Genomic DNA, 15,068 nt, shown 5'->3' on the forward strand with positions numbered 1-15,068 from the left:
TGCTATAATAACTATTTTTATTACATATAAAACACATAATAACCCACATTAAAAAGCAACTTACACTTTCATATGGTGATCGCCTAAACGATCACCTATATAAACCAGGGAGTTAACTTTCATTACCTAATATTTATTATATTACTTGAAATAAAATCTCTTTGTTAGCTGTTACATTATTCTTAGAAATAATATTAATCCCTTTATAGTCATCAATATTACTAATAACAACCGGGCTTATCAAAGAGCCAGCATTAGCGTTCAGATAATCAAGATCCAACCTCAATATTGCATCTCCTGCTTTTACTTTTACGCCTTCTTCAATTAAACGTTCAAATCCCTTTCCATTTAATGCGACAGTATCAATACCTATATGGACAATGACTTCAACACCATTATCTGCGGCAATACAAAACGCATGATTAGTATCAAAAATTTTCACAACCATACCATCAATAGGAGCAAAAACGGTATCCGACGTGGGTTTAATGGCAATACCTTCCCCCACTATCTTGCGAGAAAATGCTTCATCTGGTACATCCTCTAAATCAACTAGTTCACCACTCATCGGGGCCATTAACGTCAAAATAGGCCTGCCTGCCGGCGGGTTACTCTTTTTTCCTAAAGTTTGAGACTCAGATGGCAATATTTCTGTTGATGCAGCAATGAAACCTTTCGCTAACAAGTTACGCATAGCATCAGCTATCAATTCTGCACGGGGTCCAACAATGACTTGGGCACTCTGTTTATTCAGGCGAATAACCCCTGACGCGCCGAGGTGTTTCACCAATTGATTATTGACTAAACCTGAATCTTTAACTGACAAACGCAATCGGCTGATACACGCATCAATACTTGTCAAATTATCTGTCCCTCCCACAGCCGCAATATATTGACGTGCTTCCTCCTCAATATTGGATACAGTACGGCCTTTCTTCACCATAGCAACTTCATCGCCACTCGTTGACAACTCACGCCCGGGGGTCATTAAATTGAATTTTCTGATGGTGAAACGGAAAACCACATAATAAAGGCAGAAAAATACCAAACCCTGTGGGATCAACATGTACCAATGAACCGCCAGCGGATTACGTGAGGAAAGTAACATATCAACAAACCCGGCACTAAAGCCAAAACCGGCAATCCAATGCATGGCAGCCGCAATGTAAACCGAAATCCCAGTCAAGATGGCATGCAACACATAAAGTACGGGTGCAACAAACATGAAAGAGAATTCAAGTGGCTCAGTTACGCCTGTAAAGAAGGCCGCAAATGCACCTGCCATCATAATACCGGCAACTTTGGCTCTATTTTCCGGACGAGCACAGTGGTAAATCGCCAATGCCGCCCCTGGCAAGCCAAACATCATAATCGGGAAAAAACCAGCCTGATAGCGGCCAGTGATACCCATAACCGCAGTGCCTGCTTCAATGGATTTTTGTCCACCGAGGAAGTTAGGAATATCATTGATACCCGCGACATCAAACCAAAATACTGAGTTCAGTGCATGATGCAAACCAATTGGTATCAATAAACGATTGAAGAAGGCATACAAACCCGCCCCAACGGAGCCAAGATTGGTAATACTCTCACCGAATGCTACCAGCCAGTCATAAACGATTGGCCAAACAAACATTAAGATAAACGACACAATAATCATCAGGAAAGAGTTCAAGATGGGGACTAAACGACGACCACTAAAGAAAGACAGTGCTTGTGGTAGCTCTACATTACTGTAGCGGTTATACAGTTCAGCAGAAAAGGTTCCCACCAAAATCCCGACAAATTGGTTATTAATCTTGCCAAATGCTTTTGGGACTTCCTCAAGCGGAATTCCCTTAATCATTGCCACCGCTGCCGGAGAACATAGTTTCATGACGACAATAAATCCGATAAGTCCTGCCAGTGCAGCAGCTCCATCTTTATCTTTCGACATTCCATAGGCAATCCCTATCGCAAACAACATCCCCATGTTGTCGAGAATGGCATTGCCTGACGTAATAAGCAGTGCCGCCAACGCATTATCGGTCCCCCATCCCGTTGGATCAATCCAATAACCTATACCCACTAATATTGCCGCTGCAGGCAATGTTGCCACAGGCACCATTAATGCCCGTCCAATCCGTTGTAAGTAGCTCAGAATATTCACTTATGCCCCCTTGAAACTCCGTTAATAGCATCTTTTCGTTAATCAATGACGTTATGCGATCACTTATGTATTTATTGTTAAAACACTTTTAGTCTAAAAAAATTATTTTTCATCGCAAATTAAATCCATCTGATATGTGATTAAAGTCACCTGATTTGATAAATTTTTAATCAAAAATCTAGCTAGCACGCAAAACTTATTTTATTATTGAAAATATCTATATTGCATTGGATGCGACAAAACCCCATTTAGAACCAGTATGATGTGTGGTTTTGTCACCCAGCTATCACGCACCACATTGATATCCCAAAATCAGGTGTATCGTGCATAGCTCTTGTCATTAACTATTGAATGCTTTTTTAAGGGGTCATCATGAGGCTTATCCCTCTAACTACGGCAAGTGATGTTGGTCGATGGTCTGCTCACTACATTGCCAGTAAAATCAATGAATTCAATCCAACTTCTGAGCGTCCTTTTGTTCTTGGGCTTCCCACTGGCAGCACGCCATTGACAACTTACAAGGCACTGATTTCCCTGTATCAAGCGGGAAAAGTGAGCTTCAAGCATGTTGTGACATTTAATATGGATGAATACGTAGGTCTGCCGGAAGATCATCCTCAAAGCTACCATTCATTCATGTACCAAAATTTCTTTAATCACATTGATATTCCAAAAGAGAACATCAATTTGTTAAACGGAAATACAGAAGATATTGAGATTGAGTGCCAACGTTACGAAAATAAAATTCAGGCTTATGGCAAGATACATTTATTTATGGGCGGTGTTGGTAATGATGGGCATATTGCCTTTAATGAACCGGCATCTTCTCTTTCTTCACGCACACGCATTAAGACACTGACTATTGAGACGCGGACGGCCAATTCCCGTTTTTTCAATAATGAAATAGCGCAAGTTCCCAAATATGCATTAACCGTTGGTGTGGGTACTTTAATGGATGCTGAAGAAATTATGATCCTGGCAACCGGAATGAATAAAGCGCAAGCCTTGCAAGCCGCAGTAGAAGGGAATATTAACCATATGTGGACAATCAGTTGCCTCCAGATGCATCCAAAATCACTGATTGTCTGTGATGAACCCGCCACTATGGAACTGAAAGTAAAGACAGTGAAGTATTTTCACCAGTTAGAGGCCGATATCGTTAATGAATTCGCCAGCTAAACTGATCCAGGAGTTAAGATATCAATGTATGCATTAACCAATGGCATTATTTATACCGGATATGACAGGCTCGATAACCATGCCGTCATTATTGCAGATGGTTTGATTAAACAAGTCTGCCCGCTAAACGCGCTGCCAGAAGAGATTGAAAAACACGATTTACATGGCGCAAATCTCGCACCAGGATTTATTGACCTACAAGTGAACGGTTGTGGTGGAGTCCAGTTTAATGAACGGTTGGAAGATATTTCAGAAGAAACTCTGCATACTATGCAGAAAACCAATCAGCGCTACGGTTGTACCAGTTTCTTACCTACCCTCATCACCAGCCCCGATGAATTAATGATAAAAGCCATTGAAGTGATGCGCCGCTATCTGCAAAAAAATCCTAATCAGGCATTAGGGTTGCATCTGGAAGGGCCTTATATTAATCCAATAAAAAAAGGAACGCACAATACCGCCTATATCCGCAAGCCTACCGCTGAAATGGTTAATTACCTGTGCCGGAATGCTGATGTTATTACCAAGATCACGCTCGCGCCTGAAAGGGTAGAAAGCCAATATATTCAGCAATTGGCCGATGCGGGGATTACGGTTTCTGCGGGCCATTCTAATGCGACTTATGAAGAAGCTCGTTATGGCTTCCAACATGGCATGACTTTCTCTACCCATTTATATAATGCCATGCCTGCGATTTCTGGCCGCCTGCCTGGGCTGGTGAGTGCCATTTATGATTCCCCAGAAGTCTATGCCGGCATAATCTGTGATGGAATGCATGTATCATGGCCAAATATCCGCAATTCCAAGAGATTAAAAAATGAAAAGCTTATCCTGGTAACAGATGCCATTCTTCCTGCCGGGCTTGCTCCCGATGCTATAGAACAATTTACCTTTGCCAATAAAACAATATATTATCGAAATGGCTTATGCGTTGATGAAAATGGAACACTGAGCGGCTCATCAATCACAATGATTGATTGTGTCAAAAATAGTGTGGAGTATGTTGGTATTGCTTTGGATGAAACGTTGCGAATGGTGACGCTTTACCCTGCCCGCGCAATCGGTATCGATAAACACCTCGGTACGATTGAATCCGGCAAGGTAGCGAACCTGACCGCATTTACTCACGATTTCAAAATCTGCAAAACCATCGTTAACGGAAACGAAATCAAACTACCGTGAGTATAAAGACTGATGAGTAATGAAAATGCACAGAAGCAAATTGGTAATATCGATCTCGTCAAACAGCTAAATAGTGCCGTGGTCTATCGCCTGATTGATCAGCATGGGCCAATATCACGCATCCAAATTGCAGAAGAGAGCCAACTTGCTCCTGCCAGCGTAACTAAAATTACTCGTCAGTTGTTAGAGCGCGGCCTGATAAAAGAAGTCGAACATCAGGCTTCCACCGGCGGAAGACGCGCAATCTCCATTATCAGCGAAACACGCCATTTCCATACGATCGGAGTCCGGCTTGGGCGCCATGATGCAACGGTGGCGCTATTTGATATGAGCGGCAAAACGTTAGTAGAAACACATTATCCTGTGCGGGAAAAGAGTCAGCAAGAAGTCGAGAGACGAATTATTTACGCCATTGAAAGTTTCATCGACAAAAACCAGCGCCGGATCCGTGAATTGATCGCCATTTCGATTATTCTTCCCGGCCTGGTTGATCCTGAACAAGGTATCATCCGCTATATGCCACACATTACGGTAGATAACTGGTCTCTGGTTAAGAATCTCAAAGAACATTTCAATACCCCCTGCTTTATTGGTCATGATATTCGCAGCCTTGCATTGGCAGAAAATTATTTCGGGGCAACACGCGATTGTGAAGATTCCATTCTGGTACGCATCCATCGCGGTACAGGGGCTGGTGTCATTGTTAACAACAATATTTTGCTCAACAAACGCGGCAATCTGGGTGAAATAGGCCATATCCAAATCGATCCTCTTGGTGAACGCTGCCATTGCGGTAATTTTGGTTGTCTGGAGACTATCGCTTCCAATTCAGCAATCGAGGCTAAAGTACAACAACAATTACACCAAGGGTTCCCAAGCCAGCTTGCCTTGAATAATTGCAATATCCATGCAATTTGTCTTGCCGCCAATGCGGGTGATCCTCTGGCAACCGAAGTCATCAAGCAAGTAGGGCTTTATCTTGGCAAGGCTATCTCAATCGCCATTAACCTCTTTAACCCCCAGAAGGTGGTAATTGCCGGAGAAATCACGCAAGCAAAACAGGTATTGCTGCCGACTATCAAAAGCAGTATCAATACTCAGGTATTAAAAGCATTCCGCGAAGACCTCCCTGTGGTGATTTCTGAACTAAATCACTGTTCAGCAATTGGTGCATTCGCACTAACAAAACGGGCAATGCTTAATGGTGTACTGTTGCAACAGCTTCTTGGCGGATAATTTCAACCGTTTTAGCCGGCTTTGTCGACAAAACGCTTATAAGACAAACAAACAAACGATTTTGCGCATATTTCTTAAAAAAAGCAGTTGACGCATCTGTCTGATATACGCATAATGCGCCCCGCACCGCCGGTGAAGGCAAAGCAAAAAAAAGATGGCTACGTAGCTCAGCTGGTTAGAGCACAGCACTCATAATGCTGGGGTCACAGGTTCGATTCCCGTCGTAGCCACCATCTTTGCGGGAGTGGCGAAATTGGTAGACGCACCAGATTTAGGTTCTGGCGCCGCAAGGTGTGCGAGTTCAAGTCTCGCCTCCCGCACCATTTTCTTTATCGGGTTGTACTTAGCATGTGTTTTGATAACGGTTTTAAGTTTTAGCGTGTTATTTCAGGTGGGGTATCGCCAAGCGGTAAGGCACCAGGTTTTGATCCTGGCATGCCCTGGTTCGAATCCAGGTACCCCAGCCATTTAACTGGAACAATAAGTTAAAACGATATAAGGTTAACTGCACATTCTGAGGATAACAGAGGCTGCATTGATAACACTCAGTTGGGGTATCGCCAAGCGGTAAGGCACCAGGTTTTGATCCTGGCATGCCCTGGTTCGAATCCAGGTACCCCAGCCATCTTACTGAGATTTATCAAAAATATTACGTTTATCGTAAATGGCTACGTAGCTCAGCTGGTTAGAGCACAGCACTCATAATGCTGGGGTCACAGGTTCGATTCCCGTCGTAGCCACCATTTTAAAATTCAGTTGGGGTATCGCCAAGCGGTAAGGCACCGGATTCTGATTCCGGCATTCCCAGGTTCGAATCCTGGTACCCCAGCCAGATTTATCAATATGTCAGCTAAAATGACATATTAAAAAAGAATATACAGATAGAATATTCTTTGATGTACCCGCAACCATTAAGGGTGGTTTTTTTTGTTTTACAGCCGTCAAAATCCTCCATGCAAGCCACTTCAATCATCGCAAATAAATCATTCTCTAATTCAATAGCATTGGCTGGGTGAAAATAATACGCTTACTGGCGACTGGCATAAGTCCCAAATCGGGACTGGTATGCGTTTATGAAAATAATATCCGTTGCATCATTAAACCCGTTTTGGGAAAAATACCCCGATGCCGAACCTGGCATTACCTGTGATCCGTGACCTGCACTGATTAGCCCCATAAGGGGCTAATAGGAAGCAATATCCATCACAACCCCAATGCATATTTCAGAGCAAGATTTTTCATGACTCCTGAACGCTGTGCTGCCATCAATGCCAGATTTCGTACCGTTTTCAATCCCGGCAAATCATGACTGAATGTGGTATGGAAAAAATCCATTCCCGCTTGCATGATCAAATTATCCGGCATTCTGCGATGCTGATAACGCATCAAAACGCTCAAAGAATCCCACTCTTCCAACAATTCTTTAGCATTAGTCAGCACCTTGAGTAAAACATCAACATCCCGATAGCCTAAATTCACGCCCTGCCCTGCCAACGGGTTAATGGTATGAGCCGCATCTCCCAGCAGAACCAACCCTTCTTGTACGTAATGGCTGGCATGATGACGGGTCAGTGGAAATGAACCTGCAGCAATCGGGATAACTTTACCTAAGCGGGCAGGAAATGCCTGAAAAATTTCTCGTTCAAGTTGTACCATCGTCATCGACTGCAATTGACGAATACGGGCGGGTGAATCGTACCAAACTAACGAAGCCCATGATTCAAACAACGGCAGAAAGGCCCTGGGACCAGAAGGAAAAAATTGTTGCCAGGTTATATCTTGTTGAGGCTGGTCAGTCTTGACCGTTATCAGCATACATGACTGGCGATATTGCCACCCGTTACTGCCAATACCCGCCAATTGACGGACTTGAGAACGGGCACCATCGGCACCAATAATCAGCCGCGTATCAATTTCCATGCCATCTTCCAACGTTACCAGCCACGTTTTATTCTCATGCTGACGCTGCATAGATTGCAAAACAGCGGGACAAAACAATGTCAGGTTCGGATAACGCTCAAATTCCTGCCATAATGCCAGTTGTAAGACACGATTTTCAACCATGTGCCCTAGCTCTGGCAGCCCCAAACTTTCAGCATCGAAAATGACGTTCGAGTCACTTTGCTCCCACGTTTCCAGCTTTCGATAAGGAGCGCTGCGCATTCTCAGTACGTTTTCCCATGCTCCCAATTGTTTCAATAAATCCACCGAAGCACAGCTGATCGCAGATATACGAACATCAGGTTCACTCTCTGCATCATAAGGCGCAGGGGGCTGATGCTCCAACAATGCAACACGCCAACCTGCCTGCACCAATCCCAATGCTGTCGCCGCACCAATCATACCGGCACCAACGACAACGATATCGCATTTTTGTTGTGGATTATTCATATTCATCACGTCATTAACTTATTGATTAAAATAGTCTACCGGAATTTTCCCTTTTCGACTGTGAATATCCGCTGTTACAGTCTGGTCACTGGTGCCTCAAATGACTACAATAGCCAACAATATTATGCTAAATACACTACGTGCAATATATTGCGCTTTTCAGTGTTGAAGCATCATTCCACTGGAAACACCGGATACACAAAATGTCGACAATAAAAAAACTGTATATCAAAACCTGGGGCTGTCAGATGAACGAATACGATTCATCCAAGATGGCCGACTTACTGGAAACCACTCACGGTTATCAGTTAACCGATGTCGCCGAAGACGCAGATATCTTACTCCTGAATACTTGTTCAATCCGTGAAAAGGCTCAGGAAAAAGTCTTTCACCAGCTTGGACGCTGGAAGGGCCTGAAAGATAAAAACCCTGAAATCATTATCGGTGTGGGGGGTTGTGTTGCTTCCCAGGAAGGGGATTACATTCGCCAGCGTTCACCTAGCGTCGATATTATTTTCGGGCCACAAACCCTGCATCGTCTGCCCGAGATGATTAACCATGTCAAAGGCACCCGCAGCCCGGTCGTTGACATCAGTTTCCCTGAAATTGAAAAATTTGACCGGATGCCAGAGCCTAAAGCAGAAGGCCCAACCGCATTCGTTTCTATCATGGAAGGCTGTAATAAATACTGCACATTCTGCGTGGTACCTTACACCCGTGGGGAAGAAGTCAGTCGTCCTTGTGATGATATTTTATTCGAAATTGCCCAGCTTGCTGCGCAAGGTGTACGTGAAGTTAATCTGCTTGGTCAAAACGTTAATGCCTATCGTGGTGCAACGTTTGATAACGGTATCTGCACATTTGCAGAACTGTTGCGTCTGGTTGCGGCTATTGATGGTATCGACCGCATCCGCTTCACGACCAGCCACCCCATTGAATTTACTGATGACATTATTGCAGTCTACGAAGATACCCCTGAGTTAGTGAGCTTCCTGCATTTGCCAGTCCAGAGTGGTTCTGATCGCATTCTTACCCTGATGAAACGCGCCCATACTGCGCTAGAATACAAAGGCATTATTCGCCGTTTGCGTAAAGCACGCCCTGACATACAGATAAGCTCTGACTTCATCATCGGTTTCCCTGGTGAAACACAGGATGATTTTGAAAAAACCATGAAACTGATTGCTGATGTTAACTTCGACATGAGTTTTAGCTTCATCTATTCAGCGCGCCCGGGAACACCCGCAGCTGATTTGCCAGATGACGTTAGTGAAGAAGAGAAAAAACAGCGCTTATACCTGCTCCAGCAGCGCATTAACCAACAAGCCATGAGCTACAGCCGCGCAATGATTGGCAGCACGCAGCGCATTCTGGTAGAAGGCCCATCCCGCAAAAATATCATGGAACTCGCTGGCCGTACCGAAAATAACCGCGTGGTTAATTTTGAGGGAGCACCTGACATGATTGGCAAATTTGTTGATGTCGAAATTGTTGACGTATACGCCAACTCCCTGCGTGGTAAAGTCATCCGTACTGAAGATGAGATGGATCTGCGCATCCATGAGTCACCTGAATCAGTCATTGCCCGTACTCGCAAGGAAGATGAACTCGGCGTTGGCTTTTATCAGCCTTAACAGGCTCTAACATAGAGATAATCAGTGACACAAATAAACCCACAAGTAGCAACCCAAGAAATCTTTCTGGAACCCGCTGACAATCAACGTCTGATGAGTCTGTGTGGACCACTTGATGATAATCTGAAACAACTTGAGCGTCGTTTGGGTATTGAAATTAATCGCCGTGATAACCGTTTCAAACTGGCAGGTAAACCATTGTCTGTCAGTGCGGCCGCAGGGATCCTGCGTCACCTTTATGTCGAAACCGCGCCGGTACGCGGCGTAATACCTGATCTTGAGCCGGAACAGGTTCACCTCGCTATTACTGAAAGCCGGGTGCTGGAACAAGCAGCGGAAAGCGTTCCTGAATATGGCAACGCCGTCAATATCAAGACTAAACGGGGTGTTGTAAAACCCCGTACTCCCAATCAGGCACAGTATATTGCTAATATCCTTGATCACGATATCACGTTCGGGGTTGGGCCTGCGGGTACAGGGAAAACGTATTTAGCCGTCGCTGCGGCGGTTGATGCTCTGGAGCGTCAGGAAATCCGCCGTATCCTGCTGACTCGCCCTGCGGTTGAAGCCGGGGAAAAACTGGGCTTTCTGCCCGGTGATCTCAGCCAGAAAGTCGACCCTTATCTGCGTCCGCTTTATGATGCCCTGTTTGAGATGATGGGATTTGAAAAAGTTGAGAAGCTGATCGAAAGAAACGTAATTGAAGTGGCGCCACTGGCTTATATGCGTGGACGTACCCTCAATGATGCCTTTATTATTCTCGACGAAAGCCAGAATACGACCATTGAACAGATGAAAATGTTCCTGACCCGCATTGGTTTTAATTCCAAGGCAGTCATTACCGGTGACGTAACCCAGATTGACCTGCCAAGAGGCCAAAAATCAGGCCTGAGTCATGCAATAGAAGTTTTATCTGATGTTGATGACCTAAGTTTTAACTTCTTACATAGTGAAGACGTTGTTCGCCATCCGGTGGTGGCAAAAGTGGTTATCGCCTATGAAGCATGGGAAGCGGCGGAACAGGAACGCAAAAAAGCGTTCAATGAGAAACGCAAACAGGAAGCACAATGAGTTCAGTCATATTAGATTTGCAAATTGCATGTGAAAACCCCGGAGGGCTTCCTGAGGAAGCCCTTTTCCAACGCTGGCTGGAAAGTGTTTTGCCACAATTTCAGGCCGAAAGTGAAGTGACTATTCGCCTGGTCGATGAGGCAGAAAGCCACGATTTAAACCTCACTTATCGTGGGAAAGATAAACCAACTAATGTGTTATCTTTCCCATTTGAAGCTCCACCTGAAGTTGAATTACTCTTACTCGGTGATTTAATTATCTGTCGTCAAGTTGTTGAAAAAGAGGCAGAGGAGCAACAAAAAACTGTCGAAGAACACTGGGCACATATGGTGGTTCACGGCAGCCTTCATCTTCTGGGATATGATCATATAGAAGACGAAGAAGCGGAAGAAATGGAAGCTCTGGAAACAGAGATCCTAAAAAAAATGGGTTATACTGATCCCTATCTCTCGGAAAAAGAATAACCACTGTCAACATTTTTATGTTAAACATAATAATCTACGATTTTATATGGGGAATTTTCATTAAAACGCCATGAGCGACGACCATCCTTCAAGTAACGATAACCCTGGCCCTAAGAAAGGCTTTTTTGCACTTCTGAATCAGCTTTTTCACGGTGAACCGAAAAACCGTGATGATTTGGTTGAACTGATCCGTGATTCTGAACAGAACGACCTAATCGATCCCGATACCCGCGAGATGCTCGAAGGTGTCATAGATATTGCTGATCAACGCGTGCGTGACATTATGATCCCACGCTCACAGATCGTTACCTTAAAACGCAACCAAACTCTGGACGAATGTCTGGATGTTATTATTGACTCAGCTCACTCACGCTTTCCAGTGATCAGCGAAGACAAAGATCACATCGAAGGAATATTAATGGCGAAAGATCTGCTACCCTTCATGCGTACAAATGCAGAACCTTTCAGTATTGGTAAAGTACTTCGTCAGGCTGTTGTCGTGCCGGAAAGTAAACGTGTTGACCGCCTGCTGAAAGAATTCCGTTCCCAGCGCTACCATATGGCGATTGTGATCGATGAATTTGGCGGCGTTTCGGGGCTGGCCACCATTGAGGATATTCTTGAACTGATCGTGGGTGAAATAGAAGACGAATACGATGATGATGATGATAACGATATTCGTGCCTTAAGTCGCCATTCCTATTCAGTGCGAGCATTGACTCAAATTGAGGATTTTAATGACGTTTTCGGCACCAATTTCAGCGATGAAGAGGTTGATACTATTGGTGGACTAGTCATGCAGGCATTTGGGCATCTGCCTTCACGTGGGGAATCCATCACCATTGACGGCTACCTTTTCAAAGTGGCAATGTCTGATAGCCGTAAAATCATTCAGGTTCATGTAAAAATACCGGATGATGCTGATGTTCCTGGCCTTGATAAACAATAAATAGGATCTGGATGAACAAAGCCTCATTAATCAGTTGCCAGCGGTTACGTGCCGTGCTGGCGCTTTTCTTCGGAGCCAGCGGAACGCTGGCTTTTTCACCTTTTGATTTCTGGCCTGCTGCACTTGTTTCCCTTTTTGGCCTGCAAATCCTTTCCTTGCACAGAACAACCCGCCAGGCTTGCTTTATTGGTTTATGCTGGGGCCTTGGCTTGTTTGGTAGTGGCGCAAACTGGGTTTATGTCAGTATCGCCGACTTTGGTGGCATGCCAACCGCGATCAATCTATTTTTGGTGATCCTGTTATCTGCCTATCTTGCCCTTTATCCTGCCTTATTTACCGGTTTGTTGAACCGCTTTTTTCCGGCCTCCAATAGCCTCAGGCTGGTTATAGCCAGCCCAGCGCTGTGGCAGTTGACCGAATTTTTGCGCGGCTGGGTGTTATCTGGGTTTCCGTGGTTACAATTTGGTTATAGCCAGATTGATGGCCCGATGAAGGCTATTGCACCTATTCTGGGTGTAGAAGGTATTACCTTCTTGCTTATGATGATCAGCGGATTGCTGGTTTTTGCTGTCACCCAGAAAAAAATTTCGGCGGCTATCTTCGCCATTATCCTGCTGCTGTTACCGTGGCCAATAAGGCACTCTGCGTGGTATACCCTACAGCCAGAAAAAGCCACTGAGATTGCTTTGGTTCAAGGTAATATTCCTCAAGCCATGAAATGGGACCCCGCCGTTCTTGGGAAAACACTGGATATCTATTTGGATAACAGCCGCCCTTTCATGGGTAAAGCGCCAATTATTATCTGGCCGGAATCTGCCATCCCCGATTACGAATACAACCAGAGTGATTTCCTGACCAAATTGGATACCGTATTAAGGAAACACGACACTAGTTTGATCACAGGTATCGTAGATGCCCGACCGACGTTGGAAGGTTATAAATTCTACAACAGCATTATCATATTAGGGGATAAAATACCTTACCAGTACCCAGCGCTAACCCGTTACGACAAACATCATCTTGTACCGTTTGGTGAGTTTGTGCCATTGGCATCAATACTGCGGCCGTTAGCACCTTTATTCAATTTGCCGATGTCTTCTTTTAGTCAAGGTCATTACATCCAGCCTCAACTTTCTGTTGCCGGACACAATATTACTGCCGCTATCTGCTATGAAATTATTTTGGGTGAACAGGTACGTGATAATTTCAAACCTGACACAGAGTTCCTCCTGACCGTTTCTAATGATGCCTGGTTTGGACGTTCCATTGGCCCGTGGCAGCATTTCCAAATGGCACGGATGCGCGCTCTTGAACTAGGCCGTCCTCTGCTAAGAGGAACGAATAATGGCGTTACAGCGGTAATTAACCCGGATGGCTCCATTCAGGCTGAACTTCCACAATTTACCCGACAGGTATTGGCAGCCAAAGTCACCCCAGCCACAGGAGTAACACCTTATTTTCGCTTCGGCAATTGGCCAATATGGGGAGCAAGCATTCTGTTTTTCATCTTTGCTTTGATAAAAAAACGCCGCAAAACTTAATTTTCTATTTTCCTGTCATTACGTTAATAGAGGCCAGGGCATATTACTTATGCCCTGATTTTATTTAATTATCGATTTCATCACCGAAATAGCCAAAATTCATCACATATTTCACCATAAAATGCCAGCTAAAACAGAATATTATTTCAAATGGCGCAAAGTGTGAACACCATTCAATATTATTCACTTTTTAACCACACATAAATGAAGTTGTTTATTTATAGTGCGATATGGGTCGCAAACAGAAACATTATGTTTTCAAAAAAGTAACATTATGAATTATTTTTTTACAGTGCATAAACAAAGAAACTAGAAAAATCGTTTCGGCAGTCTTAGTTATGTAGAAACATGCAGAAACACAATTATCTGTAAGAAAATTCAATTTCACGAAAAAATGACCAGATAAAGGAGCTGTATATGCGTAAATTGATGTTAACCATGATGTTGTTTAGCGCCGTCGGGGCTGCTCATGCTGAGGAATTGACAGGAACACTGAAAAAAATCAAAGATAATGGCATTATCGTTGTTGGACACCGAGAATCTTCTGTTCCATTCTCTTACTACGATAACCAACAAAACGTCGTTGGTTATTCCCAGGATTATTCCAACCTGATCGTTGATGCCGTTAAGAAAAAGCTGGATATGCCTAATTTGCAAATTAAGCTGATCCCGATTACCTCCCAGAACCGCATTCCCCTGCTACAAAACGGGACTTTCGATTTTGAATGTGGTTCTACCACCAATAATTTTGAACGACAGAAACAAGCGGCATTCTCCAATACCATCTTTTCCGTTGGCACTCGCCTGTTGACCAAAAAAGAGTCAGGCATCAAAGGATTTGATGATCTGGCAGGAAAAAATGTCGTTGTGACTTCCGGCACCACTTCTGAAATCTTGTTGAATAAGCTCAATGATGAGAAGCAAATGAAAATGCGTATCATCAGTGCCAAAGACCACGGTGATTCATTCCGTACCCTGGAATCAGGCCGTGCTGTTGCCTTTATGATGGACGATGCCTTACTCGCCGGTGAACGCGCGAAAGCGAAAAAACCCGATCAGTGGATCATTGTTGGCAAACCACAATCGGAAGAAGCATACGGTTGTATGCTGCGCAAAAATGATCTTCAATTCAAGAAATTAATTGATGACGTGATTGTCAAAACACAAACCTCCGGTGAAGCAGAAAAAATGTTTAATCGCTGGTTTAAAGGGTGAGTAGAGCTGTCCAGTCACCCAGACAGCCCCCTCCTCAGAACCGGACGTGCGGAACTA

The 15,068-nt window shown here is 44.2% G+C and carries 10 protein-coding genes, 6 tRNA genes and 1 pseudogene; 15 read left to right on the forward strand and 2 right to left on the reverse strand.

What is annotated here, in order from left to right:
- Window positions 1-136 precede the first annotated feature (136 nt).
- Window positions 137-2,149 (reverse strand): N-acetylglucosamine-specific PTS transporter subunit IIBC, encoded by a 2,013-nt coding sequence (gene nagE / locus AAY47_RS14135; RefSeq protein ID WP_047770789.1) that lies wholly within the window; start codon window positions 2,147-2,149, stop codon window positions 137-139.
- Window positions 2,150-2,521: 372 nt separating this feature from the next.
- Here nagE and nagB point away from each other — a divergent pair, with 372 nt between their 5' ends.
- The 9 genes from nagB (at window position 2,522) to AAY47_RS14180 (ending at window position 6,578) form a co-directional block, all read left to right on the forward strand.
- The gene (gene nagB / locus AAY47_RS14140) at window positions 2,522-3,328 is read left to right on the forward strand and encodes a glucosamine-6-phosphate deaminase (protein ID WP_047770790.1); all 807 of its coding nucleotides are present in this window, start codon (window positions 2,522-2,524) and stop codon (window positions 3,326-3,328) included.
- A gap of 24 nt (window positions 3,329-3,352) precedes the next feature.
- Complete coding sequence (gene nagA / locus AAY47_RS14145) at window positions 3,353-4,510, forward strand: N-acetylglucosamine-6-phosphate deacetylase (RefSeq protein ID WP_047770791.1); 1,158 nt, start codon at window positions 3,353-3,355, stop codon at window positions 4,508-4,510.
- Between the two features lie 12 nt (window positions 4,511-4,522).
- The gene (gene nagC, locus AAY47_RS14150) at window positions 4,523-5,746 is read left to right on the forward strand and encodes a DNA-binding transcriptional regulator NagC (protein WP_047770792.1); all 1,224 of its coding nucleotides are present in this window, start codon (window positions 4,523-4,525) and stop codon (window positions 5,744-5,746) included.
- A 156-nt stretch (window positions 5,747-5,902) separates the two neighbouring features.
- Window positions 5,903-5,979, forward strand: a tRNA-Met gene (locus AAY47_RS14155).
- 5 nt (window positions 5,980-5,984) lie between these two features.
- Window positions 5,985-6,069, forward strand: a tRNA-Leu gene (locus AAY47_RS14160).
- A 69-nt stretch (window positions 6,070-6,138) separates the two neighbouring features.
- Window positions 6,139-6,213, forward strand: a tRNA-Gln gene (locus AAY47_RS14165).
- Between the two features lie 83 nt (window positions 6,214-6,296).
- Window positions 6,297-6,371 (forward strand) — tRNA-Gln (locus AAY47_RS14170).
- Between the two features lie 41 nt (window positions 6,372-6,412).
- Window positions 6,413-6,489: transfer RNA gene (locus AAY47_RS14175), tRNA-Met, on the forward strand.
- Between the two features lie 14 nt (window positions 6,490-6,503).
- Window positions 6,504-6,578 (forward strand) — tRNA-Gln (locus AAY47_RS14180).
- A 371-nt stretch (window positions 6,579-6,949) separates the two neighbouring features.
- On the opposite strand, the gene ubiF is transcribed toward AAY47_RS14180, so the two are convergent.
- Window positions 6,950-8,137, reverse strand: coding sequence for a 3-demethoxyubiquinol 3-hydroxylase (ubiF, locus tag AAY47_RS14185; protein ID WP_047770800.1), 1,188 nt, complete (start codon window positions 8,135-8,137; stop codon window positions 6,950-6,952).
- A gap of 203 nt (window positions 8,138-8,340) precedes the next feature.
- Between ubiF and miaB the strand changes: the two genes are divergently transcribed.
- The 6 genes and pseudogenes from miaB to AAY47_RS14215 form a co-directional block, all read left to right on the forward strand.
- The gene (gene miaB, locus AAY47_RS14190; protein ID WP_047770793.1) at window positions 8,341-9,771 is read left to right on the forward strand and encodes a tRNA (N6-isopentenyl adenosine(37)-C2)-methylthiotransferase MiaB; all 1,431 of its coding nucleotides are present in this window, start codon (window positions 8,341-8,343) and stop codon (window positions 9,769-9,771) included.
- Window positions 9,772-9,864: 93 nt separating this feature from the next.
- Complete coding sequence (locus AAY47_RS14195) at window positions 9,865-10,842, forward strand: PhoH family protein (protein WP_369813298.1); 978 nt, start codon at window positions 9,865-9,867, stop codon at window positions 10,840-10,842.
- Window positions 10,839-11,306: an rRNA maturation RNase YbeY gene (gene ybeY / locus AAY47_RS14200; protein ID WP_047770795.1), complete on the forward strand. Its 468-nt coding sequence runs from the start codon at window positions 10,839-10,841 to the stop codon at window positions 11,304-11,306. The genes AAY47_RS14195 and ybeY overlap by 4 nt, the downstream gene beginning before the upstream one ends.
- A gap of 70 nt (window positions 11,307-11,376) precedes the next feature.
- Window positions 11,377-12,255 carry a CNNM family magnesium/cobalt transport protein CorC gene (gene corC / locus AAY47_RS14205; RefSeq protein ID WP_047770796.1) on the forward strand — a complete coding sequence of 293 codons (879 nt, stop codon included), beginning with the start codon at window positions 11,377-11,379 and terminating at the stop codon, window positions 12,253-12,255.
- An 11-nt stretch (window positions 12,256-12,266) separates the two neighbouring features.
- Window positions 12,267-13,796 carry an apolipoprotein N-acyltransferase gene (gene lnt, locus AAY47_RS14210; protein WP_047770797.1) on the forward strand — a complete coding sequence of 510 codons (1,530 nt, stop codon included), beginning with the start codon at window positions 12,267-12,269 and terminating at the stop codon, window positions 13,794-13,796.
- 417 nt (window positions 13,797-14,213) lie between these two features.
- A pseudogene (locus tag AAY47_RS14215) lies at window positions 14,214-15,005 on the forward strand (glutamate/aspartate ABC transporter substrate-binding protein); the annotation flags it as partial.
- Window positions 15,006-15,068: the final 63 nt, after the last annotated feature.

Source organism: Xenorhabdus griffiniae (genome assembly GCF_001028135.1).
GTDB classification, from domain to species: Bacteria; Pseudomonadota; Gammaproteobacteria; order Enterobacterales; family Enterobacteriaceae; genus Xenorhabdus; species Xenorhabdus bakwenae.

Bases quoted from the DNA above. Each gene is read 5' to 3' on its own strand.
- ubiF (WP_047770800.1), bottom strand. From the start codon at position 8,137: ATGAATAATCCACAACAAAAATGCGATATCGTTGTCGTTGGTGCCGGT.
- miaB (WP_047770793.1), top strand. From the start codon at position 8,341: ATGTCGACAATAAAAAAACTGTATATCAAAACCTGGGGCTGTCAGATG.
- ybeY (WP_047770795.1), top strand. From the start codon at position 10,839: ATGAGTTCAGTCATATTAGATTTGCAAATTGCATGTGAAAACCCCGGA.
- AAY47_RS14195 (WP_369813298.1), top strand. From the start codon at position 9,865: ATGAGTCTGTGTGGACCACTTGATGATAATCTGAAACAACTTGAGCGT.
- nagA (WP_047770791.1), top strand. From the start codon at position 3,353: ATGTATGCATTAACCAATGGCATTATTTATACCGGATATGACAGGCTC.
- nagC (WP_047770792.1), top strand. From the start codon at position 4,523: ATGAGTAATGAAAATGCACAGAAGCAAATTGGTAATATCGATCTCGTC.
- lnt (WP_047770797.1), top strand. From the start codon at position 12,267: ATGAACAAAGCCTCATTAATCAGTTGCCAGCGGTTACGTGCCGTGCTG.
- nagB (WP_047770790.1), top strand. From the start codon at position 2,522: ATGAGGCTTATCCCTCTAACTACGGCAAGTGATGTTGGTCGATGGTCT.
- corC (WP_047770796.1), top strand. From the start codon at position 11,377: ATGAGCGACGACCATCCTTCAAGTAACGATAACCCTGGCCCTAAGAAA.